A 24,172-nucleotide genomic window follows, 5' to 3' on the forward strand; every position below is an offset into this window, starting at 1 on the left:
ACTTGAAAGATGACGGGTATACCCTAATTTATATAAAAAAACCGGGAGCTGTATTTTATAACATAGCTCCCGTTATTTCCTATAATAACCCATTCTTAAAACCCATCTATTTTATTATTTTTCTGATTAGTCAGTTTTTCTTGCAACAAAATGTTCATTAAAAAAATAAGACAAGTCTGAAAACTAATTTCAATTAAATTATCTATCTTGTGATTCCCTCATAAAATACAAACAGTTAAATAAAAAAACGAAAACGTACAAAATTATGCTGTTAAGGTAAGGCTATTGAATTAAACATAAACTCTTAATATGATTATTTATCCCTTATATATTTCTTACTCAAAACTAACAGGTGATAAAATGGAAAACGAATCTAACAACGATGAAAAGCAAAAAGAAATCTCATCACAAACATTGATAGATAGTGATAATTTAGCTCCTACTAGCCGTATGCTGACAATAAGTGAACGTATAAAGGCATTGAATGCAAAAGGATTATCTGACAACAAGAAACCCTCTTCCCAATTTACGATGTCCTCTTCATCAAGCAGCTCTTCTGTAAATATTAATAAACCAAAACCAAAACCAAAACCAAAATCATTACAGGGAACAAAACTTCCAGTTATTACAACTGCGGAAAGTTCAACATCACCAGCCAATCGACCAGCGTCTTCCACTATAGATCCTGAGACATTATTAACATCAAGTTTTAATAGCATAGCATCTTCAACTTTACTGGTTGGCAAACATGAATTAGAACTGACAGATCAAAAAGATGTCATTATTTTCAGAGGAGATAATCGGGATCCTGAAAAAATCGTAGCAGCAGGTGGATTTTATCCCTGGTCAAAAAAGGATATTACCGAGATTAAGCAAGAATTGACGGAAGCATTTGCTAGTGACGGGCCATCAGCGCATATGGTAGGGCATGTCAGAAGTGCAAATAGGAACTATGTATCCACAGGAATAAATACAGATTGTGGGGGATATGGGGGACACGCTGCCTACCTGTACAAGATGGAAATTCCTAGACTAATACCGCAGGAGATGAATAAAGAAACTATTGGTCAGCAAATTAAACAAGATAATAGAAGAGGAGTTAATTATCCCGAATTTTTGATGAGCCATCAGACTCTTCAACAATCAGAATTCGTCGCAATGATGCCCGCGCTTACAGAAGAGCTGACATTTATTACACCTATTCCCCTGCGTTATATTACTGAATACAAAAAGAAAGGCACAAATATCTGGCATAAAATGCCTGGTCCAAAGCAATAAAAGAGATTAACCAGTCTTCATATGTTGTATTTCGTATAATGTGCTTTTTTCTTATCAAGAATACCCAATCAACGGGCAGAAAATAACAACACCAGACCAAATAATTTTTGCGCCATCTGTGGCTCACTATTATTTACTTTCTCCTACCCATTATTAAAACCACTTTCATAATTATTTAAAATATATTTATACACACTAAATACCACACTCCGATCACACTTATTTTAAATAAACATCTTAATTTATTTCCATGATAATCATTGATGCGATTAACTTTTTACTTTGTTATTAATTTATCGATAAAATCATAAACAGAAAAACAAAACCAATCTATTTATCCCAACCAATAGAAAATACCCTCATTTATTACCATGATTCATTTACCCTTGAAACAATAACCTGAAAAATAAAACACAACCCTCTGGCAATACGCGACAGCATGGATGTGAAATATTAATCAAGATTAAAGTTACAATCTGTTTTTATTTCCCTGTTATAGAAATCAGTCAAGATATGCTGATGCATAAAATTATCAAAACATACTATATCAATTAACAATCATTATTATTATTAATTGATAATCGCACTTGGAAATTCCGTATCTATAATCATTTTGTTTCACGTAAGGTGATTTAAATAATCGTCAAATAACTACTTAGCCCATTGAGGCTATTTTATTTGGCTTTTTTGTAATGAACTGAAATAGATTCTATACCCGTTATCTTTCAAGTTGTCTCTTTGTTGGCTGCACTCGCTCACCCCGGTCACATAGTTCTCTATGCTCCCGGGGATTCGCTCCCTTGCCGTCGCGATGCATCTTGAAATCCATAGGGTATAAGTTATTTCATATAAAGAATAACCTCTATAAATCAGGTTGTTGCGGTAGCTATACCCAATCGTTAGGTACTAAGGAAAACAACGTAATAGACTTTTTTCTTATATTTCAAATGTAAACAATCAAGGAAAAAATTATGGCTATAACTCCAGAACAAATTGCTGTCGACTATCCGATTCCTGCTTATCGGTTTGTTGTCTCTATTGGTGATGAGAAAATCCCTTTTAACAATGTTTCCGGGCTCGATATCTCTCATGACGTCATCGAATATAAAGATGGTACCGGTAATTACTATAAAATGCCGGGCCAACGCCAATCGATCAATATTACTCTGCGTAAAGGCGTCTTCTCTGGCGACACTAAACTCTTTGACTGGATTAATGCGATTCAACTTAATCAAGTTGAGAAAAAAGATATCGCCATTAGTCTGACCAACGAAGCCGGCACCGAAATTCTGATGACCTGGAATGTGACAAATGCCTTCCCAACGTCATTCACTTCCCCCTCTTTTGACGCCGCCAGCAATGATATCGCTATTCAAGAAATAGCATTGGTTGCGGATCGAGTCACTATTCAAGCACCTTAATAGATCACAATAACGATTTATTACGTTGTTTATATTGAAGAAAACAATTGTCTGACATCGCCAATTATCTATGCGCTAACACATGATGATCAACATTGGCATGGCTCATTAATTCAACCAAATTCATCACCCTACAGTTCGCGCAAAATATCGCATAATAACTTGGAGGCAATATGCCAATAACCCCAACTTATCCCGGCGTTTATATTGAAGAGGACGCTACACCAGCACTCTCTGTTCGTTCAGGCGCAACGGCAGTGCCTGTTTTTGCCGTCGCAAATAATAATTCATTAATATCAGGTAAGCCCTATATTCGCATTGGTAGCTGGCTGGAATATTTGACGCTAAAAGGTGGACAATTTGATCCCGCCGATAAACTTGATATCGCACTGCGTGCCTATTTTATTAATGGCGGCGGATATGGCTACCTCATCAAAACCCAAGATTTAGAACAGCAAGTTCCAGTACTTGATGATGTCACGCTATTAGTGGCCGCCGGAGAAGAGATCGCCACCGCCGTCGGGACACTTTGTCAATTAGGCAAAGGATTATTCGCCATTTTTGATGGCCCTATAACCCAAATAACCTCCAGCCTACAACCAGACGATGTTGTTAAATCTTATTCAGCAACCCAATATGGCGCGGTTTACTACCCCTGGCTGACCGCTGAATGGGGAGAAAAGAAAGCCTTGGTTGATATTCCACCTAGTGCCGTCATGGCCGGTATTTATGCCAGTGTCGATAATAGCCGAGGCGTCTGGCAAGCTCCCGCCAACGTTCCTGTTCAGGGCGGATTACAACCTAAATATCCGATGACTGATGACCTGCAAGGAAAATATAACCAAGGCAAGGCGCTGAATATGATCCGTACCTTTCCTAAGAGCGGTACGCTGGTCTGGGGAGCCAGAACCCTTGAGGACAGCGATAACTGGCGTTATATCCCGGTTCGCCGCCTGTTTAACAGCGCGGAACGAGATATTAAAAACGCCATGAGTTTCGCGGTGTTTGAACCTAATAGCCAACCCACCTGGGAAGCGGTACGTCGGGCGATTGATAACTATCTCCATTCCCTCTGGCAGCAAGGCGGATTGATGGGTAACAAAGCTGAGCAAGCGTATTTTGTTCAAATCGGTAAAGGCGTCACCATGACCGATGACGATATCAAGCAGGGCAAAATGATCGTCAAAATCGGCATGGCTGCGGTTCGTCCAGCCGAATTCATTATCTTGCAGTTCACACAGAATATCGCACAATAATTGGAGGCAACATGCCAACAACTCCGACCTATCCCGGCGTTTATATTGAAGAAGATGCGTCATTATCGCTCTCCATCAGCCACGGGAACACCGCAATCCCGGTTTTTATCGGCCGCTTCCAGCCCAAAAAAACTAGCTCACCCCTAAAAGCGATACGCGTTAGTAGCTGGCTGGATTTTACGACGCTATTTAATGTCGGTTGTATTACGTCAATCGCCATTACATCGACTAAACCAACGCCACCGCCGCCCTCTCCTGCTTCCGGGAACGTTGAAAGCGATGCAGCGGCTGTTGCCTCTACCAATATCGTCGCTACTGCCAATATCGCTGTTAACGCAGACTCCGGCTACACTTACGCTGTGGCTGTCGGTACCTACACAACAAGTAGCGATGCGGTAAAACTTTATTTTCAAAATGGCGGTGGACCTTGCTATATCCTGCCAGTTGCTAATCCCCAAGAGACCGCCACTTTGGCATTAATCCCCGAGTTAATTGAGCAAGCTCTGGAGATTACCTTAATTGTCTGCCCTGAACAGGATTCTTCCTACCAGAGTGCAATATACAGCAGTTTAACACCCGCATTATTGAATACCGGCTATTTCCTGATCGCTGACAGCCAAACTAAAACCAGCATACCGGGCGTTAATGTGCAATCGCAAACCGCAACTTACTATCCGGCGGTGAAAGTCTCACAACTTATTCCAGTGGAAGATAGCCTGATCGCAGTTTCAGGTTATGAAGATGCAGCAGCAAACGAAGTCAAAAATCTGGCGCAACTTAAACAGAAAAATCTCACTGTCTATCAACAAGCGGTTAAAGCAATACAGGACAAAATAGCCTCCAACGGCAACACTATTCCTGCCAGTGCTGTCATGGCGGGCGTCTACTGCGCCACTGATGTCAGCCGTGGCGTCTGGAAAGCGCCGGCGAATGTCGTGCTAAGCGGAATTAGCGACGTCACTGAACGACTCAATGACGATCAACAAGGCGCCATGAATCAACAGGGCATCAATGCCATTCGCTACTTCAACCATCGGGGATTTGTGATATGGGGCGCACGTACTCTGCAAAATGATGACAACTGGCGCTACATTCCGGTACGGCGTCTCTTTAATAGCGCAGAGCGGGATATCAAACAAGCTATGCAATCCGCCGTCTTTGAACCCAACAGCCAGCCCACTTGGGAACGGGTGAAGTCAGCCATCGACAACTATCTCTATTCCTTATGGCAACAAGGGGCATTAGCGGGAAATAAACCACAGGAAGCCTATTTTGTTCAGATTGGTAAAGGGATCACCATGTCCGACGACGACATTAAACAAGGGAAAATGATTGTCAAAGTGGGCATGGCCGCGGTACGTCCGGCTGAATTTATTATCCTTCAGTTTTCACAAAACGTAGCACAGTAATCGTACTGAGACGCGGCTAAACACCGCGTCTATTCAGTCGTTAAGGAGACGATAATGGAAATAACACAGCCGAGCGTCACCATCACAGAAAACATGATATCCCCAAAACAGGATGACACGTTTATCGGTATACCGGTTTTTATTGGTTATACCCCTCCTCCGGTTAATAAAAACGATGACGATAAAACCGCTATCAAGCTCAATAGTTTGGCCGATTTTGCCCGGTCATTTCCTGAGTCAGGATTAATGTACTATTCCGTGCGCCATTTCTTTGAAAACGGCGGTCAACAAGCCTATGTGCTGTCATTAGGTACAGAGAAACAATTAAGCGATTTTTCGTCATTGATCACCGCACTGCAACAAACGTGGCTGATTCAAACGATTGCCGCAGAGAACGACATTACCCTGATTATCACCCCGGATGTTATCCGCTTTAATCAGACAGAGGTTTCCTATAGCCAAAGAGATCTTTGGTTACAATTTTGGCAATCGGTGCTCAATCTTTGCAAAAGCCGACGCGGTATCATGGGGTTATTGGATGCCCCAGACAATCCCACATTAGCCGCTGAGTGTTTAACTCAATTCTCTTCCGCAGATCGACAATGGGGCGCCGTATACTGGCCGCGACTAAAAAGCGCCTATCAGGATAAAGCGCAAAACCCTATCGTGCTTTCACCGACCGCCGCAGTGGCTGCCATTATCCAGCGTAACGATAACCAACAAGGCGTATGGACCGCTCCGGCCAACATCGCGTTAGCCAAAGTGATTAGCCCGGTACGCGCTTATATTGAAGCCAATGCATTGTTTAACCCGGATGGCGCCTCACTGAATCTGGTGCGCAGCTTTCCCGGCAAAGGCATCAGGATCTGGGGATGCCGAACTTTGGACAACACTCCCGGTTCCCTCTGGCGTTATATCCAGATCCGTCGTCTGGTTTCTTATATCGAAGCTCATATGACTCAACTAGGCCGGGCCTTCGTCTTTGAAGCCAATAACGCCATCACTTGGATGAAGTTTAAAGGACAAGCTTATAACTGGCTGCGTCAGTTATGGTTAAACGGCGGGCTACGAGGCACCCAAGAAGATCAAGCGTTCAAGGTGTTGCTAGGTGTGGGCGAATCAATGAGTGAAACCGATATACGGGCCGGAAAAATGATCATAAAAATCAGCCTCGCGGTCTTAATGCCTGCCGAATTTATTGAGCTCAGCCTGACATTCGATACCCGTACCGGCGCCACCCGCTAAGTTAAACAGAAGCAAAAGTTAAACAGAGGCAAAATATGAACAACCTCTACACCCCGGTAGTATCACACCGTTTTATCGCCAGTTTTCTTTTTAACAACATTCCCAGTCCACTGGATATCGCCTTTCAACGCATATCGGGGCTGAGCCGTGAGTTACAAACTAGCCAATACAGTCAGGGCGGGGAAAACGCCAGAAATACCTGGCTGGCTGAAAAAATCCAACATGGCAGTTTGGTGTTGGAGCGCGGCGTGATGACGGTAACGCCGCTGACGCTGGTGTTTGATCGCGTCCTGCGTGGCGAAAAAGCGGTCTATGCCGATGTCGTGATTATGTTACTGAATGAAAATTCGTTACCCGTGGCAAGTTGGACATTAAGCAACGCGCTACCGGTGCGCTGGTCCACCGGCGACTTTGACGCCAATAGCAACACCGTTTTGGTGAACTCACTGGAGTTGCGTTATCAGGATATGCGCTGGTTAGGAGTAAAAGTATGACCGTCGAAATTAAAGAGCTGATTATTCAGGCCAAAGTCGTCGATTCTGTGAATGAACCCGGTACCCCACGAACATTAGCTCAAGAGACGCTGGATAACGCCCGTCTGATCGAGATCGTCAAGCGGGAAGTGTTAGAGGCGTTGCGTGAAGCGGGAGGCCATTATGAGCTTAATTGAGCGCAGCCTGTCCAAACTCACTCTGACTGCCTTTAAAGACCGGGAAGGGAAAATCTCCGTAGGCAGCTTACAGGCGATGTATAACCCTGATGGGATTCAACTCGATTATCAAACCCACTACCAACAGGATGAAAGCGTTAACAATGCCAGCCAAAGCAGCCGCTATGTGTTATCGCAACCCGCCGGTTTGACGTTAGTCCTGCTATTTGACGCGACCATGCCGGGCAACAATATTCCGGTAGAAACCCAATTAGCGACATTGAAAGCCCTGTGTACAGTGGATGCCAGCACCAGCGTTCCCCACTTCCTCAAAATCAAATGGGGCAAAATGCGTTGGGAAAACAAAGGTTATTTCGCCTGCCGAGCCAGCGGCCTTGCGATTAATTACACCCTATTTGATCGTGACGCGATGCCATTACGGGCTAGCGCCACCTTATCCTTAGTCGCGGACGAAAGCTTTGTTATTCAAGCCACTGAGCAACAATTAAAATCACCGCCGATCACCGCAGTCAGCGTGACCGATATGCTCTCTCTGCCGTTAATCGCCTTAGGCGCCGGGGCTTCTCTGGCAGGCGGCATTGATTATCTCTCCCTCGCCTGGCAAAACAATCTGGATAATCTGGATGATTTCACCCCGGGGCAAACGCTACAAGCACAGGGGGACGCATGAAGATACCGGCGATAGACGTTAAAATAGCGGGAAAAACCCTCAGCCAGTTTTCTGTCATTAGCCTGACTGTAAACCATCAAATCAATGGCATCCCCACAGCCAACATCACTCTTAGCGTAGCCGGCGACGCCAACGCGATTTTTACCGCCAAAGCGCAAGCTGAATTGACAGGCTGTCGGCCCAATCAAGCACTGATCGTACAACTGCAAAAAACCGTGTTGTTTAAGGGGATCATTGTTCGACAAGCGCTTAAGTTAAAAGGTCAGGACAGTCTGGTTACCCTAACGGCGAAACATCCACTGCAAAAACTCACTGACGGTTTTCATTCACAGCTATTCAGTCAACAAAGTGATGAAGCTATTATCAGAAAACTATTCAGTCAGGCAGGGATACCCGTCACGATAAAACAGGCGCCTCAGCTTAAAACTGAGCATGAGCAAATGGTCCAGTTTCGCTGCCATGACTGGAAATTCTTAAAAAACCGGTTGGCCGCGACCAATATCTGGTTATTACCCGGTAACGAAACTGTCACGCTGGCAACGCCGGAATCACTTAATCAATCAACCGTGCATACCATTAAACAACGTGCCGGCGATCAAGACATTGTGCTGTTTGAGGCGGATCTGCAATGGGATAACCGACACAGCCCCAAAACGGTGAGCGTACAATCCTGGGATATCGCCCAACAAAAACTGTCTCAGGCCACTCAGGCAAAAAACAGCCGGCTTGGCAGTGGTCAACTCGCGCCAGACAGTCTGGCAACTTTAACTGATCAGACATGGCAATGGGTTTTCAGCTATCCGCAAGATAATGAACAAGCCAAACACCTTGCTCAAGGCATCATGAATAACCTGCGAAGAGATAATGTCTCCGGCAATGTTGAAGTTGCCGGGAATAGCCGCTATCAACCGGGCGATCTACTTGCACTAAGCGGCTTTGGTCAGGGCATGGATGGTAAAGGGATTATCACCGGCGTCAGTCAGACTATCAATCAGCGGCAAGGCTGGCGCACCCGGTTAACTCTGGGCTTGTTGCCGGAGACAGAACCGGCGGTCCCGCAGGTTAAAGAGCTGCATGTGGGGATGGTGGAAAAATACCAACAGGATAAGCAGTCACTGGACCGTATCCCAGTCAGGATACCGGCGTTAAATTTAACCAACAGCGTGCTTTTTGCCCGACTGGGCAAACCTTATGCCAGTCATGAAAGCGGGTTCTGTTTCTACCCGGAACCGGGGGATGAAGTGATTATCGGCTTCTTTGAATGTGATCCCCGCTTCCCGGTGATATTAGGCGCCATGCACAACCCGAAAAATAAATCCCCGCTAGAACCCAGCGAAAAAAATCCCATAAAAACCTTGGTTATTAAACAAGGGGATATTCAACAAGCATTAGTGTTCAATCATCAAGATAAAATTGCCGCCCTTAATAGCGGAAAACATGCGTTATCACTGCAACAGGATAAAGATATCACGCTAGATTCGGCGAAGAATCTCATTACCAAAGCCCAGGAAATTAATATACAGGCTGAAAAATCTCTGTCAGCCGCTGGAAAATCCGGCGTCGATATTAAAGGGGCGAAAATTAACTTAACACAATAATAGGACAGCAAAATGACAGACAACATATTAGCCGATATTTATGGCCGGGGTTGGGCTTTTCCGCCACAGTTTTTTATTAAAGATAATACGCATCCAGAAATACCCACCGGTGTCCAAATGGCAGCGGGGGCGGAGAATGTTCGCCAAAGCATGAAAATTCTGTTTCTCACTGAACCCGGCGAACGCATTATGCGTGAAGATTATGGTTGTGGCCTGAATGATTATCTGTTTGCCAATATCAATGATGCACTGATAGCAGAAATCCAAACTCGCATTGAAGAGCGGGTACTGCGCTATGAACCACGCGCGGAAATCACGATGATTCAGGTAAATCAGAGAACGGACTTGCCCAATACCCTACATGTTCAGGTGACTTACGCCCTGAGAGGCAGCGAAATCAACCAACAAATTGATGGCATCCTTGAGGTCAACGAAGGCCAAGTGTGGGTGAACCTATGAGTAAACAATTAGTGGCGGATGGCGACAATCTGCTATTTGAACCCTTATTCGGCAACCGGCAAGTCACGCTTCTGGGACCAGCCACCATGAGAGGCAGCGGGCACGCCCAGATTCAAGGCAAAAAGATCGCCATTGTCGGTGACGAAAAAAAGGTCCAATTTCAGGCGCAATATATTACCCCTAGCCACCCGATACCCGGCATGGGAATGGTCACCATTGCTCAGTTGGATGCCAGCCAGCAGGCAAACTTTTGCCGCAGTTCTGCCACGGTGATCGTGGTCGGGCAGCAATTTACCGCCCGTTTCACCCCGACGCAACCAGCGAATAATCCATCGAGCGGCCCGGATGTGACAACGCCGAGTATGGGAAAAGGCCGTTTTATTGCCAGCCAATATTTCGTCAGTGCCGGATAAATCCTCCCTTCAACCTTATTTTTAAATCCTGACAATTAATCAGGAATACATTCAAATAACAGGTGGTGTCAATATGGGACAGGCCGAGTTAGATAATAAACTCTCCGCTATCGTGCCAAATACTGTTTTTAAACTTGATGAAAGAACTACGCTGGATATTTTAAACTGGCTTAAAAAATACGCCGCCATCATTCCTTTCGATCAAGATAAAAAACAGTTCTGGGATAGTTTTTACTTTATTGAGAAAAATAATCCTCAGCAATTAGCCAATATTTACCAACAAGTTAATCAAGCCAATGGCCTTTTACCGCCACATCAGGCTTTTATATTGGCTTTTTTAAAACTATTAGAAACAACCAATCGATTATTAAACACCTTCCCGGCACGACACCGTGATCTTTATTATCGAGAATTATTAGGACTGAATCCCAGAAACGCCCAGGCGGATAGTGTCGCCATCAGCGTTGTCCTGAATACGGATAACGCGGAATTTTTGGTAGCACAAGGCACGCTATTTGATGCCGGGCAAGATAGCGCCGGCAATTCGTTACAGTATGCATCAGACGCGGATTTATTGGCGAATCAAGGGGCGCTGACCGACCTGCGTTGGTATCGAAAAAACGGCAACAATGGCTGGCAATCAGCAATACCTTTTAGCCTTTCGGATAACATTGCATTACCCGAAAACGGTATTCAACTTTTTAGCCCAACAGCCAATGATGTGGCGGTTCTATCCGGTTATCTGATTACCTCTTCTTTGTTTGCTATGCCCGCTGGAGAACGTCACATCACATTGACGCTGGCAAGCGATTGGCAAGGTCAAGCTGAACACCTCACCGCTAAAATCAGTGCAGAAGATCACTGGTTATCGTTGTCGGTAAAACTTATCGACAAAAAGAATATTGAACTGGGATTATCATCCACCGATGATCCTATCAGCCCGCCAGATAACCTTGATGGCATGACATTCAACGTGCCGGTATTAAAATTAGGCACTACTCAGCAACCCACACTGCCCAAAATAACCGGTATTGCAATCAATATTAACGGCAACCGTAGCGTGCGCTATGCCTCCGATGGCGGAACTGAACAAACAGATAAAACCAGTTTCCCCTTTGGTCAATTTCCCTCGTTGGGTTCCGGCTTTAATCTGGTCGCCCCTGAATGGTATGGTTCTGAAAATGCGACGCTTACCCTGACTCCGCAATGGGTTGGCTTACCCGCCAAGAGTTTTAAAGCGTGGTATAAAGGGTACAACCCTGAACCTGACAATAGCGCGTTTAAAGTACAGGGCTATTTAATCACGCCGCAGGAAAGAAAAAAGCTCGCTGGAACCCCATCATTATTTGGCGGAACCGATGTACCTCAAGGGCAAAGCCTGAGTTTTACCTTACCGGCAATGAACTACTCGGTTACTGATAGCCCCTCCCCCAATGACTGGCCGGCATCAGTGCGCATAGAATTGGCGGAACAGGATTTTATGCACAGCCAATACTGGCAAGATCCGACCGGTAAAAATTTACCCTACACTCCACAAATCAGTGCGTTGCAAATCACATTCAGCACTCCGGTGAAAACTGAACAATATACCGTTTATCCCCTGACTCCCTTTGGTTGGGGAAACCCAAACCAAGAACTTCCTTCATTCGCCAATGACGCACTCTATTTAGGTTTCACCAACGTGTTGCCGGGACAAACGTTATCCCTATACTGGCAACTGGTCGGAATTCAAGAACTTACGCTATCTTGGTCTTATCTGAATCAGCAAAACACCTGGCAATCATTAAATCAACTGGTTCACGATCAAACTCACAACCTGTTTGACCGGGGGATATGGAGTACGTTATTGCCACAGGACGCATCAAATCAAGCCGCCTTGATGCCGACAGGACGATACTGGCTGAAAGCGGAGATAACTCAGCAGACCGCCCCTCAAGATTACCCAAGAATGCAAGGCATACTGTACAACGCCGCCACTGCCACGTTAATCAACCCAGAAAGTATTGAAAATGATCACTTTATCAATGGCTTGGCCGCCGATAGCATCAAGCAAACCGTCAGCGCATCCGTCGCCATTAGCCGTGTGAAGCAACCCTGGGTTTCCTGGAACGGTCGTCCGAAAGAAACAGAATCCGCTGTTCTTACGCGAATTCCGCCCCGATTGTCCCATCGTAACCGTGCTTTAAGTTGGGATAATATCGTTACGCTACTGAAAGAGAATTTTATCAGCATATTTGATGTCAAATACCCTTCCGCCAATGAATTAACCAAAATCCCGGCCCCGGAAACGCAACAACTGATTGTGATCCCTAATAGCCGTTACAAAGATAACGACGATGCGCTACGCCCAATCCTGAATCCGGCCCGACTGGCGGAAATGGCCGACTGGATAAGCCGACTCAGCAGTCCCTGGACCACCGTCAAAATCGACAACCCTACCTACGTTGACGTGCTGATCAACTATCAACTGGTGTTTGTCGCAGGGATTAATCCCGACTATGGCCGTCATCAGTTACAGCAGGAACTCAGCCGAAAATATATGCCGTGGGCGGAAGATAACGCTATCGGCGTAACAACCGGTAATCGCATTGATTACTACCCATTATTAGCCAAGATTCAGCAATCACCTTTAGTTGAACGGGTCACCAACTTAACGTTGAAAAAATCATCCCAAATCGCAGAAGCAATCGGCGACAGTGTAGAAGCCGCTGCTAATGAAGTACTGATTTTAGTTTGGTCAGAAAAGAGTTTCGCTAATAAAGGAGCAAACCATGAATAATCAGGATGCCCTGTTTCCCATCGTTAAAGACGATATTGCCTTTGATACCTTACTGACTCAGGCTAAGACAGTGATTGAGCAACAATCCGGCCAACTCTGGAGCAATACAGCGGAAAATGATCCCGGTATTACCTTATTAGAAGCCTGTTGTTATGGCGCATCCGATTTAGCCTATCGCCATTCGCTCCCCCTGCGCGATCTGCTTACCCCGGAAAAACAAGAACAGACACCGGACGATGGTATTTTTCCACAGGAATTCGGCCCGCAACAAATGCTGACCTGCGGCCCGATTACCGCAGACGATTATCGCCGCGCCTTACTGGATTTGCACAGTAGCGATAACAGCAACAATGCAGATTATTTCTTCTTTAACGACGTACAGCTAGTTCGTGAACCTGCAAGCGAACGCTATGAATATTGGTATAACAAAGAAAAACGCGAATACAGTTTTATTAAAACGCCGGACAGTCAACAATTAACACTGAGAGGCAATTACTGGCTTTATCTACTCCCTAGCCGGGAAACTGAGATCAATAAAACATTGGCGCAGCAAAGTCTGGCGACTTTCTTAAAAAACAACCGTAATCTCGGGGAATCCGTCAGTAAAATTATTTGGCTACAACCAACGGATTTTCTCTTACAGCTTAATATTGAGCTGGATGATGACGTTAAAGATATTACTGACATCTTCGCCAAAGTCTATATAACAACAACACAAACGGTACTGGCAACACCGTTACGTTATACCACTCAAGCCATGAAAGAATTAGGCTACAGCAATGAAGAAATATTCGCGGGACCTTATTTACATCACGGCTGGATACCCGAATTACCGGCGGCCAAAGATTACACCAAGCCGACAGAATTAAAACTCAGCCATTTGGCTAATCGTTTACTGGCTATCCCCGGGGTACAAAGTATTACCCGATTGGCATTAGGCAAGCACGATGAAAATATTTCTCCGCTGACGGACGATAATTGGTCCTGGATCATCGCTCAAGGATATTATCCCAGACTATGGGGTAACGATCCCCTAAGCTTAATTTCCTCGCCAGCAAGCCCGCTCATCATTACCGCCAAAGGCGGCGTAAAAGTCGCCGTTTCTAAACAAGATATAGCGAGCAAGATTATTGCAGAACCCTTAATCGAGACGCAGCCCGAATTATTAAACTGGGGCAAACATCGTAAAGTTTTGGATTACTATCCAGTCAGCAATAAATTACCCGCCTGCTATGGATTACAGACCTACGCGGAGACTCAACAGCAAATACACTTGCACCAATTTATATTGCCGTTTGAGCAGATATTGGCTAACGGCTGCGCCGAACTCGCTATCTTGCCGAAACTCTTGGCATTTAAACAACGGGGAAATACGGTATACGGCGCACAATGGCCTTTTAAAGCCAATACTGTCAGTCAGAAAGTCCATCAAGAAATCATGCCCGATTTAATCAAACAACTAAATAATGATTCCCAAATTAACAGTGATGACGGTATCCATCCACAAAATTACACAAAAGAATTATCAATCCTGAATTACTTACTGGAATATTTTGGTACCCATCGCGCGGCCAGACCGCTCACTCTGGATTCATTAGATTTTCTCTCTACTCAACGCGGTTATCTGGCGCAACAACCCGAATTAACCTATCAGCGTAATAATATTCGTGTTGATAAAGTGTCCGCGCTGCAAAAACGGATTGCCGCCCGCATTGGCCTGGGAGGAGAATGTTTCAAAGAAAAACCCAACCTGGCTAATTTACCTTTCTATCTGATTGAACATCGTCAGCTATTACCGGTAAAACCTGACAAAAAATTCGACAGTGAGCAAAAGCCCGATAAGCTAGAAATAAAAAGTGAGCCCAACGCTAAAAATCATCAATTAATCCTTACCCAGCAAGGAACGGCAGACCAATTACTGCATGGTCAAGTGATTAATCTGATTATTATTGAAGGCGACAGAAAATTCACATTACGGGGCCAAATGATCACCGATATTACCGGAGACGCCTTCTCACTTGACACCCGTAATAGCAGTTATCTAGAGCGTAATTTAGATCGCGTGAAAACCGCGTTTGAACAAGGTAATTTACGCTGGTGTAATAGCCCGGTATGGATGGAAGATATGGATTATCAACTGGTTTATGCCAGTGAGACATATCAAACGGGAACAGAAGATGAACGTTGGATCACCTCCAGCACCCAAAGTCCCTTCCCTGCGATGATCGAAATAAATGATGAAATCACCCTGAAATATATTATTACCCCCGATGAGCCGACAACAAAAACATTAGTTACAAAAACATTAGTTAATAATGATCCTCCCGCCGATTATGCACTTAAAGCACAAGTAGTGGAATTTGATCGCATTAAAGGCCGGATATTACTTAAAAAAATATCAAGCCAACAATATGATTTTCCGAAACAAGAAGATGCATGGCGCTATCGTTGGTACTTTTCTAATGAAAAATACGCCTTGGCTGACCGTTTTTCATTTATCGTCAGTGTAATAATTAATCGTCAGCTTATTGAGAATGATAAGGTCGATCCTTATAAACTGGAGGCGTGGGTAAAAACAGAGATCTTAGCCGAGTTTCCCGCCCATCTTTCCATGATTTTCCACTGGCTATCACCAGAACATTTCAAGAATTTTGCCAGTACTTATCAGCGTTGGCAGAACAACGGCGCGCCTCTGGGTGATGAAGCTTATAATATCTTAGAAACCTTAACGTTAGGACGTCTACCTTCAACGGCAACCGGTACCGGTAATATGCGGATCGCCACTGAACAGCAACGCAAAGAAGTTATTGGCGACTCTGGAACCGAATGGAATGAAAAAGTAATAAAAGATAATCAGTTATTATATGTACCAAAAATCCAGGTTAATATTAAATCTGAGTAAAATAATCGCAAAAATAGATTAGTTGGATAATATCGATTTCATAGTTAAATAAAATATTCTCTCTGATTGCCATTTCATTATACGGCAATATTGACAGAATATTTAAAACAGAATAATTCAATATTATATATAAGGTAAGCAAAATGGAAAAAGAATATAACCTATCGACTTCGCAATCCAATACAGAAAATAGTGAATCAATAGGACCTTCAGCAGATGAATTAAAAAATCGTTTTAAAGAAGGCAGTATTCCGCTACAAACGGATTATTCAGACCTGATTGATATTGCTGATATTGGTCGCCGGGCAGTGGGCAAAGCTCCCGATCAGACTGAGAATCCAAATTCAGGACTAGAACTGAATAATAACTCTGGGCTATCAGTAAAAACTAATCCTACCGGCGGTATTTCCATTGATAAAGATGGCGTCAGTGTTAAATGTTGGGATAGCGGTGGTATTCAGGTCACTGACAATACGGGTATTTATTTAAAACTAGAAGGAAGTGATACACATGGATCAAGTGGCACCAGTGGTTTGAGTTTAAATAAAAACGGTGCAAAAGTTAAAGCAGGTAATGGTATTAATGTTGATGGGAATGGGGTTTCTGTAAGATCTAAAGATAGCACGATTAATGTAGGACCTGACGGAATATCTGTAGGAATTGGCTGGGGGGTAAAAGCTGGTGGAGCAGGATTAGACGTTAAAGCAAGTAATGGCATTAATGTTGACGGGTATGGGGTCTCTGTAAAGCCTAAAGATAATGGCGGTATTTCCGTTGATAAAGATGGCGTCAGTGTTAAATGTTGGGATAGCGGAGGTATTCAAGTCACTGACAATACGGGTATTTATTTAAAACTAGAAGGAGGTGATACACATGGATCAAGCGGCGCCAGTGGTTTGAATTTAAGTAAAAACGGTGTAAAAGTTAAAGCGGGTAATGGTATTAATGTTGATGGGAATGGGGTTTCTGTAAAAGCCAAAGACAACACAATTAACGTTGATCCTACAGGGATATCCGTAAGACTTGGTTGGGGAATAAAAATAGGTGATGGATTAGATGTTAAGGCCGGCAATGGTATTACCGCTGATGGGAATGGTGTCTCTGTAAAACCCAAAGATAACACAATTAGCGTTGATCCTACGGGAATATCTGTAAATCTTGGTTGGGGGGTAAAAGTTGGGGGAGGATTGGATGTTAAGGCCAGTAATGGTATTAACGTTGACAGTAATGGCGTCTCTGTAAAAGCTAAGGCTGGTAGTGGTATTAAAGTAGACAGTGATGGCGTAAGCATTGATATACAATCAATTGCATCAGCACTCGCTGACCTAATTATCCCACCAGGAACAATTGTGCCATTTTATAGTGATGCTAGTTTACCTAATGGCTGGGTATGGTGTGATGGGAATAATGGAACACCAAATTTAAATAACCCAAGAGGAGGTGCTATTAATTTAGTCTCAGGTTGGAGTAACAGGACATTTGTTTCTTTTAACTTAAATGCGGGAAATTATTTAGAAATAAATGCGAATTATATGAGATATATCATGAAAAATTAATCAGGATAATATGATTCATATATAAATATATTTATATTTCCATACCTATCAATTAAAAATTGAGATATTAAATATGACTTTGGAGCCAAATCTATTAAACCGGATTAGCATTACTATCGAGGCTAATAATTCACAGGTAGCTAAAAAGGTATTGCATGGCTCCCTGCTTAATCAAACTGATATCAATAAGTTATTTAACACATTTTTTACTCAACATCCCATTAATCAGAGCATATATTTAGAAACATTAACTCTGGATCTTGGTGAAATAAGTTTACATAATTTTAATTCACTATTCCCTGCACGACTTAATACTGCGCTAAATAAAACATTAAGTCAATATAAAAGCAATAATCAGGAGAAAAACATAGACCTAAAACAATCAAAACCACAGAAAATAACCAACACCTCATCTTTATTATATAATAATCTAATTGACCTTGAGAATTTCATTCATTATTTAAATCAGGAAAATTCCATATCAAATTCAATGCAGGTAATAGACAATCATCAAAATATTGATATCAATATTCAGCGACTAATTAATCAGTTAGCTGGCTCAGAGAATAAATTAGCGCTATTATTAGCAAAAAGCTGTTTATCCGAGCCAAGTCTACAACGGTTGTTAAATCTCAATCAACCCGATTTATTAAGCGCTATTAACCACAGACTATCCGACAAAATAAACAGACTGCAATATCCAGGGGAGCTTGTCTCCCCAGGGCAACTGATACTCAATGCTTTGCAATATATACAGCTAGATAATACACAGGAGATACCTAAACTGGATGCGAAAGTGCTATCACATATCACCACTGAATTAGATAATGGCGCACTTAATGCAGAACCTATTATTAGGTTATTTCGCCAGATTATCATTCACAATATTCCATTAAATAGTTGGTTAAAACAGATCTGGCAAACTATTACTGTTGCAAGACTCAGCAAAAAATATCTATCCGATGAAGAATATCAATATTTGTCGGAACATTTTACTGCAAACTATACAGATAAAAATCGTTCTAATATAGAATTAACTGCTGCTCATAGCAATATCTCGAAAATCCAACAGGAAAAACATTTACCTGAATATTTCACCTCAAATCATACGGATAAAAACATACTCGGCAAAAAATCAATTACTACTCATGATGACAACATTAATCCTCGGGAAGAGCCATATTTACCTGAATATTTTACCCAAAACCATGTGAATAGAAATCAATCCAGTAAACAGTCGGCTATTACTGATATTAACGGCAAAAATATTCAGGGAAACCAACATATTCCAGAACATGTTGTTTCAGACCATGCAAATAAAAATAAATCTAGCAATAAATTAGCCTTTACTCACGTTGATATGCAAAATATTCAGCAATATCAATATTCGGCAAATCAAAAGTTAATATCAGAAAACCATAAGATATCATCAGCATCAAATAACCTATCTATTAAAGATAATAAATGTAGCCAATGCCGAACTATCAGAAAAGTACATCCTGAATCAACTTTATTACCCGGACAAATTCTTCCATATCAGGTGAATAACGCCGGCATATTGATTTTATGGCCGATGCTACCCGCATTATTTAATCAATTTAGCTTACTTGAAGAACAAAGATTTATCCATCGTCAAGCCCAATTTAGCGCGGTTAATTTCCTTAACTATTTGATTTGGGGAGAAGAAGAAATACCAGCAGAACTAAAAATTCTGAATAACGTTCTATGTGGATTAATGGTTGATGAAATAATTAAATTACTCCCACTTGAACCGGAAAAACAGTTGATAATAGATCAATGGTTAGACGCCATTATCAGCCAACTTTCCGGCTGGAAAAAATTAAGCCGCAATGACGTTCGCCAATTATTTTTACAACGGCCCGGTGAATTGTTGATAAATGAGCAAGAAATCAAAATCACGGTAGAGCATCAGCCATTTGATATTCTATTGTCCAATTGGCCTTGGCCATTAAATATCGCCAAACTTCCTTGGTTGGATCACCCTTTAAAGATTGACTGGAAAAATATTTAGAAGGTTTATATGGACTACCTACTCACAAATAACCTCTGTAACGTGGCTGAATTACGCTGGATTTATCCCCATTTGGAACGTATCGATCTGCTATTACAGCAATACTATTATCAAAAGGGAGACCAATACGATTCATTACCGGAAAGTTTTTTACTGACCGAAGATGAAGTAGAACAATGTTTAATATCACCGCAAGGCATCCCTCATTGGCTGGCAAAAACGAATAATCCTATTCGCCATCCAGAAATCGAAGAAAGCCCTGCCCTTGATGCATTATCATTATTGGTCGAACGTTTTGAACTGACTGAATTTGAGCGTGATATTTTATTATTAGGTTTATTACCCCATTTCGATAGCCGTTATCATGCATTATTTGCCGTTCTACATGGTAGCAGTAAAAAACAGCGGCCTAGCTTCGCTTTAGCCATTGAATTATTTAGCCAACATCAAAGTGATCGGCAATTACTGCAAAACAGCTTTTTACCGCAAACACCATTAATCAGTAACCAATTATTACTACTCAATAATCACGAAGAATCTATTTGGTTACAAACACAATTTTTAACCCATAATGCTGTCTGGCATTTTTTATCGGGACAACGAACACTTTTATCCCCTTTGATAACCTGTGCTAACTGGCAAACGCCTGCCTCATATAATTGGTATCCACAAACTCTTTATCATTCATTTGAAAAGATATTATTAAATGAAACCAACGAAATACGTCCATTGATAATACTCAGAGGAAAAGAAGGCAGCGCCAGAGAATTAGCAGTCAATAACATTATGGGATCTCATGGCATTAATACCTTAACGCTTGATTTAGCCCACCTGACCGATGAAGAAAATATAACTAGAATATCCGACCTGCTAGCGGACGCAATACGAGAAACCCGGTTACATAACGCTTGTTTATTAATCCGCAATTTTTCTTTGCTTACAGAAACAACGAAAATATTACACCACGATTTATCTATTTTGCTGCATCAGCCAAAATTACGCATAGTTTGCTTGGTAGAACCGGGAGAGTCATTCGTCTGGATTAAGCATCTACCAATGGTGCAAATTAATATGCCCATTGCGACATTGACGGATAAAAAAACCTTGCTCAAAGCAAGTTTACCAGAAAATATCACTCAAAAAATTAATATTACTCAACTATGTCAGCGTTTTTCATTTACCGCGGAAACATTACCGCTCATTCTTGCAGAAGCTTATCAATATCAAATGGTACGACAACCCGAAGGCCAATTGGAAGAAACCGATCTGCGTCAAGCATTAAGTTTCCGCGCCCAACAGAATTTCGGCAAATTAGCTCAACGAATCACGCCAAAGCGCAGTTTTAACGATTTAGTGGTTTCAGACGCATTAGCGCAACAATTAAAAGAAATTATCGCAGCGATTAATTACCGTGACCAAATTCTGGGTGCCGGCTTTCAGGAAAAAATCAGTTACGGTACCGGAATTAGCGCCCTATTTTACGGTGAGTCAGGAACCGGCAAAACAATGGCTGCTGAGGTCATTGCCGGTTATCTTGGTGTTGATCTGATTAAGGTTGATCTCTCTACCGTGGTAAATAAATATATCGGTGAAACGGAAAAAAATATCTCCCGTATTTTCGATCTGGCCGAAGCGGATTCCGGGGTACTGTTTTTCGATGAAGCCGATGCCCTATTTGGCAAACGCAGTGAGACCAAAGATGCCAAAGACAGACATGCAAATATTGAAGTATCTTACCTATTACAACGACTGGAAAATTATCCGGGATTAGTGATTTTAGCCACCAATAATCGCAATCATTTAGACAGTGCGTTTAATCGCCGTTTTACCTTTATTACCCGTTTTACTTACCCTGATGAAGCATTACGTAAAAAAATGTGGCAAGCCATTTGGCCGGAACAACTGACACTATCCAATGAAATTGATTTTGCCCACCTGGCTAAACGGGCTGATTTAACTGGTGCTAATATCAGGAATATTGCTTTATTGTCATCAATATTATCAGCAGATGATAATTGTGAACAAATCGAAAATAAACATATAGATCGAGCTGTGATACTTGAATTAAATAAAACCGGCCGATTAGCTTTTTAAATATTCAATAGAACAGGAACAAACATGACAACCATCATTGCATCTGACAATGCGATTATCGAGATTAATCAAGCATTAAATACTATTTTATCTCAATATTTAGACATTGCCGGTCAGAAAATTGATATTCGTTTTGATCTACCCGAAATTAATTCCATTCAATCAGAACCGACAGTCAGTGTATTTCTTTATGAAATCCATGAAGATCTACAATTACGATCCGCCGAATCAAGACGTTATAACCCGGCAACCAACACATTATTACCGGGATGGGTCAATATCAATTGTAACTATTTAATTACCTACTGGGATGCCAGTAAGCCCTCTAGCGACAGCTCCAGCCCAGACAGCCAACCCAATAATCAAGCTGCACAAGTGATGACACGGGTTTTAAATGCATTAATCAATAATCGCCAATTAACCGGCATTCCCGGTGCTTATACCCGGGTTATTCCCCAACAGGAAAACTTAAATAGCCTGGGTAATTTTTGGCAATCTCTCGGCAATCGCCCTCGCCTCTCTTTACTCTATTCCATTACTGCACCGATGAAGCTGCAAGATATTAAAGACAATATGACACCAATTAGCCAGATATCCACTTCCGTGGTTCAAAAACCCAGTCTGGATAATTCACAAATAAACCAAGCTCTGGCAGATAAATTATGTGCCGATTTAGGCGGTACAGAAGATGCGCGTCTTGCCTTAGCTAAAGTGAATCTGAGCACGAAATCCGATACAGAAAATAATCAAGATCAGGGAAAAGAAAGCGTTATTCTTAAAGTCTCAGGCATTACTCTCTCAACCTATTTACCTAAAATAAAAGATATTCTTTCCATATGGGTAAATAGCCAGAAAGCCGTGGTTAAAGTAAATGGGATAGGTATTATTATCGTTAAAGAAAATTCTGATGATTTAATTTCAATATAAAGTTATTATTTATTCAATAGAATACCCACGCGAGAATAACAACAAATTAAAACATGCTCTTCCAACTTTCGTATTAATAACATTTAATCTGATAAACAGAAAATAAACTGTACAATATCAGACTAAATATCTCTGCGCCATCCGTGGCGCATTTTTTATTTTCTACTCATTCATGCCGTAAAATAAATTGCCGTCGCGATGCATCTTGAAATCCATAGGGTATATTACTGATTCACAACTTGATCTTTAGGGTCAAATGTAAATACAGCATCTGTTGCCTGTTTTACATTTACACCTTTAGGTAATTTGATTTTAACAATAGGTAAAAATTTACCTGTTTCATCTTTATAATCACGTTGATCTTTTTGTGCATTAACTAAACCTGCATTTTCTGAATAAAAAAGGGCTTCAATAGGTAATGTTTGCGGCTTATTCTCATCCCAAGGTTGAACGACTATCTCATTATAATTTAAACCATTACCATGATAAGGCATTGCAAGTAATGTTTGATAAAAAGCATCTGCTGGATTTTTAGCCGTCGGTCTAACATCAAATGCACAGATTCCCCATGCAGATTTTCTTGCAATGGCTTTATTTAATTCATGGGCTGTGAAAACACCAAAATCTTGGCATGATTTCGCATCTGAAGGTTTAGGCGGCGCACCACAATAATTTCCCTGACGCCCCCAAGTATTTGCATCAAGAACATAGGAGCATAATACAGGAACTTTAACCCTATCTTTAGGGGCCATCTGTTCAGGAAAAAGAATAAAACCATTAACGCTCGCAAATGTATTGCCAAATTTCGAATCTTTTCTTAAATATGAAAAAGAAACTCCATTATTTTTTATAGAAGATGGATTTAACTTCCAAAATTTAAATCCCGGACGAGTTCCTCTCATCAAAACTCCAGAGCAAAGAAATGCGGGTGATTGAGCATCACCACAATCTTTAACGGTATTATTATATTGTTGAGTTAATCTATTAGCGATATCATTTTGTACCTCGGTTTCATTTTCCGCTTGAGTGAAAGCAAAAGTATTTGCTGAAAAAAAGACAATACTAAGGAGCAAAGCTACAATAGGCTTTTTCATAAAATCCTCACTTAATTTAAAGTGTATTAATTGAAATTAAATTGTTCCTCATTCACTTCCTAGTAAAGTTTTTCACTATTTTGTTTATATCACAACTATCAGATTTGATAGTAAAACAAGGCTTCATAATTCTATTTGACCATTTTCAATGGCTTTTATTATGGCTGCGCCTCTAGAATTAACATTAAATTTTTCTCTAATTTTCTTAAAATGAAAATTAACATTTGCTTCTGAGCAATTAAGTATACGTGATATCTCCCATGTTGTTTTGCCAATTAAATACCAAGAACAAACTTCTTTTTCTCTTTCACTTAATTTAATGTTGTTTTTTTTGTTTTTTAAAATAATTAAATAATGTAGTATTATATC

19 protein-coding genes are annotated in these 24,172 nt (G+C 41.8%); 17 read left to right on the top strand and 2 right to left on the bottom strand.

The window, feature by feature from the left end:
* Positions 1-360: 360 nt before the first annotated feature.
* The 17 genes from V2H77_RS04880 to V2H77_RS04960 all read left to right on the top strand — a co-directional run bounded on the left by V2H77_RS04880 (position 361) and on the right by V2H77_RS04960 (position 22,709).
* Complete coding sequence (locus tag V2H77_RS04880) at positions 361-1,278, top strand: hypothetical protein (protein ID WP_341497908.1); 918 nt, start codon at positions 361-363, stop codon at positions 1,276-1,278.
* 971 nt (positions 1,279-2,249) lie between these two features.
* A complete protein-coding gene (locus V2H77_RS04885) occupies positions 2,250-2,699 on the top strand; it encodes a phage tail protein (RefSeq protein ID WP_049585270.1) in 450 nt (149 codons plus the stop codon).
* Positions 2,700-2,872: 173 nt separating this feature from the next.
* The gene (locus tag V2H77_RS04890; protein ID WP_341497909.1) at positions 2,873-3,955 is read left to right on the top strand and encodes a phage tail sheath family protein; all 1,083 of its coding nucleotides are present in this window, start codon (positions 2,873-2,875) and stop codon (positions 3,953-3,955) included.
* Positions 3,956-3,966: 11 nt separating this feature from the next.
* Entirely contained in the window at positions 3,967-5,364 is a 1,398-nt protein-coding gene (locus V2H77_RS04895; protein WP_341497910.1) for a phage tail sheath family protein, read from the top strand.
* Between the two features lie 54 nt (positions 5,365-5,418).
* A complete protein-coding gene (locus tag V2H77_RS04900; protein ID WP_341497911.1) occupies positions 5,419-6,609 on the top strand; it encodes a phage tail sheath family protein in 1,191 nt (396 codons plus the stop codon).
* A gap of 35 nt (positions 6,610-6,644) precedes the next feature.
* Complete coding sequence (locus V2H77_RS04905) at positions 6,645-7,103, top strand: phage tail protein (RefSeq protein WP_341497912.1); 459 nt, start codon at positions 6,645-6,647, stop codon at positions 7,101-7,103.
* Positions 7,100-7,279: a DUF5908 family protein gene (locus V2H77_RS04910; protein ID WP_341497913.1), complete on the top strand. Its 180-nt coding sequence runs from the start codon at positions 7,100-7,102 to the stop codon at positions 7,277-7,279. Before V2H77_RS04905 ends, V2H77_RS04910 begins: the two co-directional genes overlap by 4 nt.
* On the top strand, positions 7,266-7,949 hold the full coding sequence (locus V2H77_RS04915) for a CIS tube protein (protein ID WP_341497914.1): 684 nt from the start codon (positions 7,266-7,268) through the stop codon (positions 7,947-7,949). Before V2H77_RS04910 ends, V2H77_RS04915 begins: the two co-directional genes overlap by 14 nt.
* Entirely contained in the window at positions 7,946-9,547 is a 1,602-nt protein-coding gene (locus V2H77_RS04920; protein ID WP_341497915.1) for a phage baseplate assembly protein V, read from the top strand. Before V2H77_RS04915 ends, V2H77_RS04920 begins: the two co-directional genes overlap by 4 nt.
* A gap of 12 nt (positions 9,548-9,559) precedes the next feature.
* On the top strand, positions 9,560-10,006 hold the full coding sequence (locus V2H77_RS04925; RefSeq protein WP_341497916.1) for a GPW/gp25 family protein: 447 nt from the start codon (positions 9,560-9,562) through the stop codon (positions 10,004-10,006).
* Positions 10,003-10,419 (top strand): hypothetical protein, encoded by a 417-nt coding sequence (locus V2H77_RS04930; protein WP_341497917.1) that lies wholly within the window; start codon positions 10,003-10,005, stop codon positions 10,417-10,419. The genes V2H77_RS04925 and V2H77_RS04930 overlap by 4 nt, the downstream gene beginning before the upstream one ends.
* Before the next feature lie 73 nt (positions 10,420-10,492).
* Positions 10,493-13,198, top strand: coding sequence for a hypothetical protein (locus V2H77_RS04935; protein ID WP_341497918.1), 2,706 nt, complete (start codon positions 10,493-10,495; stop codon positions 13,196-13,198).
* A complete protein-coding gene (locus V2H77_RS04940; RefSeq protein WP_341497919.1) occupies positions 13,191-16,100 on the top strand; it encodes a hypothetical protein in 2,910 nt (969 codons plus the stop codon). Before V2H77_RS04935 ends, V2H77_RS04940 begins: the two co-directional genes overlap by 8 nt.
* 143 nt (positions 16,101-16,243) lie before the next feature.
* A complete protein-coding gene (locus V2H77_RS04945; RefSeq protein WP_341497920.1) occupies positions 16,244-17,656 on the top strand; it encodes a hypothetical protein in 1,413 nt (470 codons plus the stop codon).
* 73 nt (positions 17,657-17,729) lie between these two features.
* Positions 17,730-19,688 carry a contractile injection system tape measure protein gene (locus tag V2H77_RS04950; protein WP_341497921.1) on the top strand — a complete coding sequence of 653 codons (1,959 nt, stop codon included), beginning with the start codon at positions 17,730-17,732 and terminating at the stop codon, positions 19,686-19,688.
* A gap of 9 nt (positions 19,689-19,697) precedes the next feature.
* Entirely contained in the window at positions 19,698-21,782 is a 2,085-nt protein-coding gene (locus V2H77_RS04955) for an ATP-binding protein (RefSeq protein ID WP_341497922.1), read from the top strand.
* Positions 21,783-21,806: 24 nt separating this feature from the next.
* Positions 21,807-22,709, top strand: coding sequence for a DUF4255 domain-containing protein (locus V2H77_RS04960; protein WP_341497923.1), 903 nt, complete (start codon positions 21,807-21,809; stop codon positions 22,707-22,709).
* Between the two features lie 224 nt (positions 22,710-22,933).
* Here the strand turns inward: V2H77_RS04960 and V2H77_RS04965 are convergent, their stop codons facing one another.
* A complete protein-coding gene (locus V2H77_RS04965; RefSeq protein WP_341497924.1) occupies positions 22,934-23,803 on the bottom strand; it encodes a hypothetical protein in 870 nt (289 codons plus the stop codon).
* A 123-nt stretch (positions 23,804-23,926) separates the two neighbouring features.
* A partial coding sequence (locus V2H77_RS04970) for a helix-turn-helix transcriptional regulator (protein WP_341497925.1) occupies positions 23,927-24,172 on the bottom strand: 246 nt, incomplete at its 5' end.

This window comes from Photorhabdus sp. P32, assembly GCF_038085095.1.
Taxonomy (GTDB): domain Bacteria; phylum Pseudomonadota; class Gammaproteobacteria; order Enterobacterales; family Enterobacteriaceae; genus Photorhabdus; species Photorhabdus luminescens.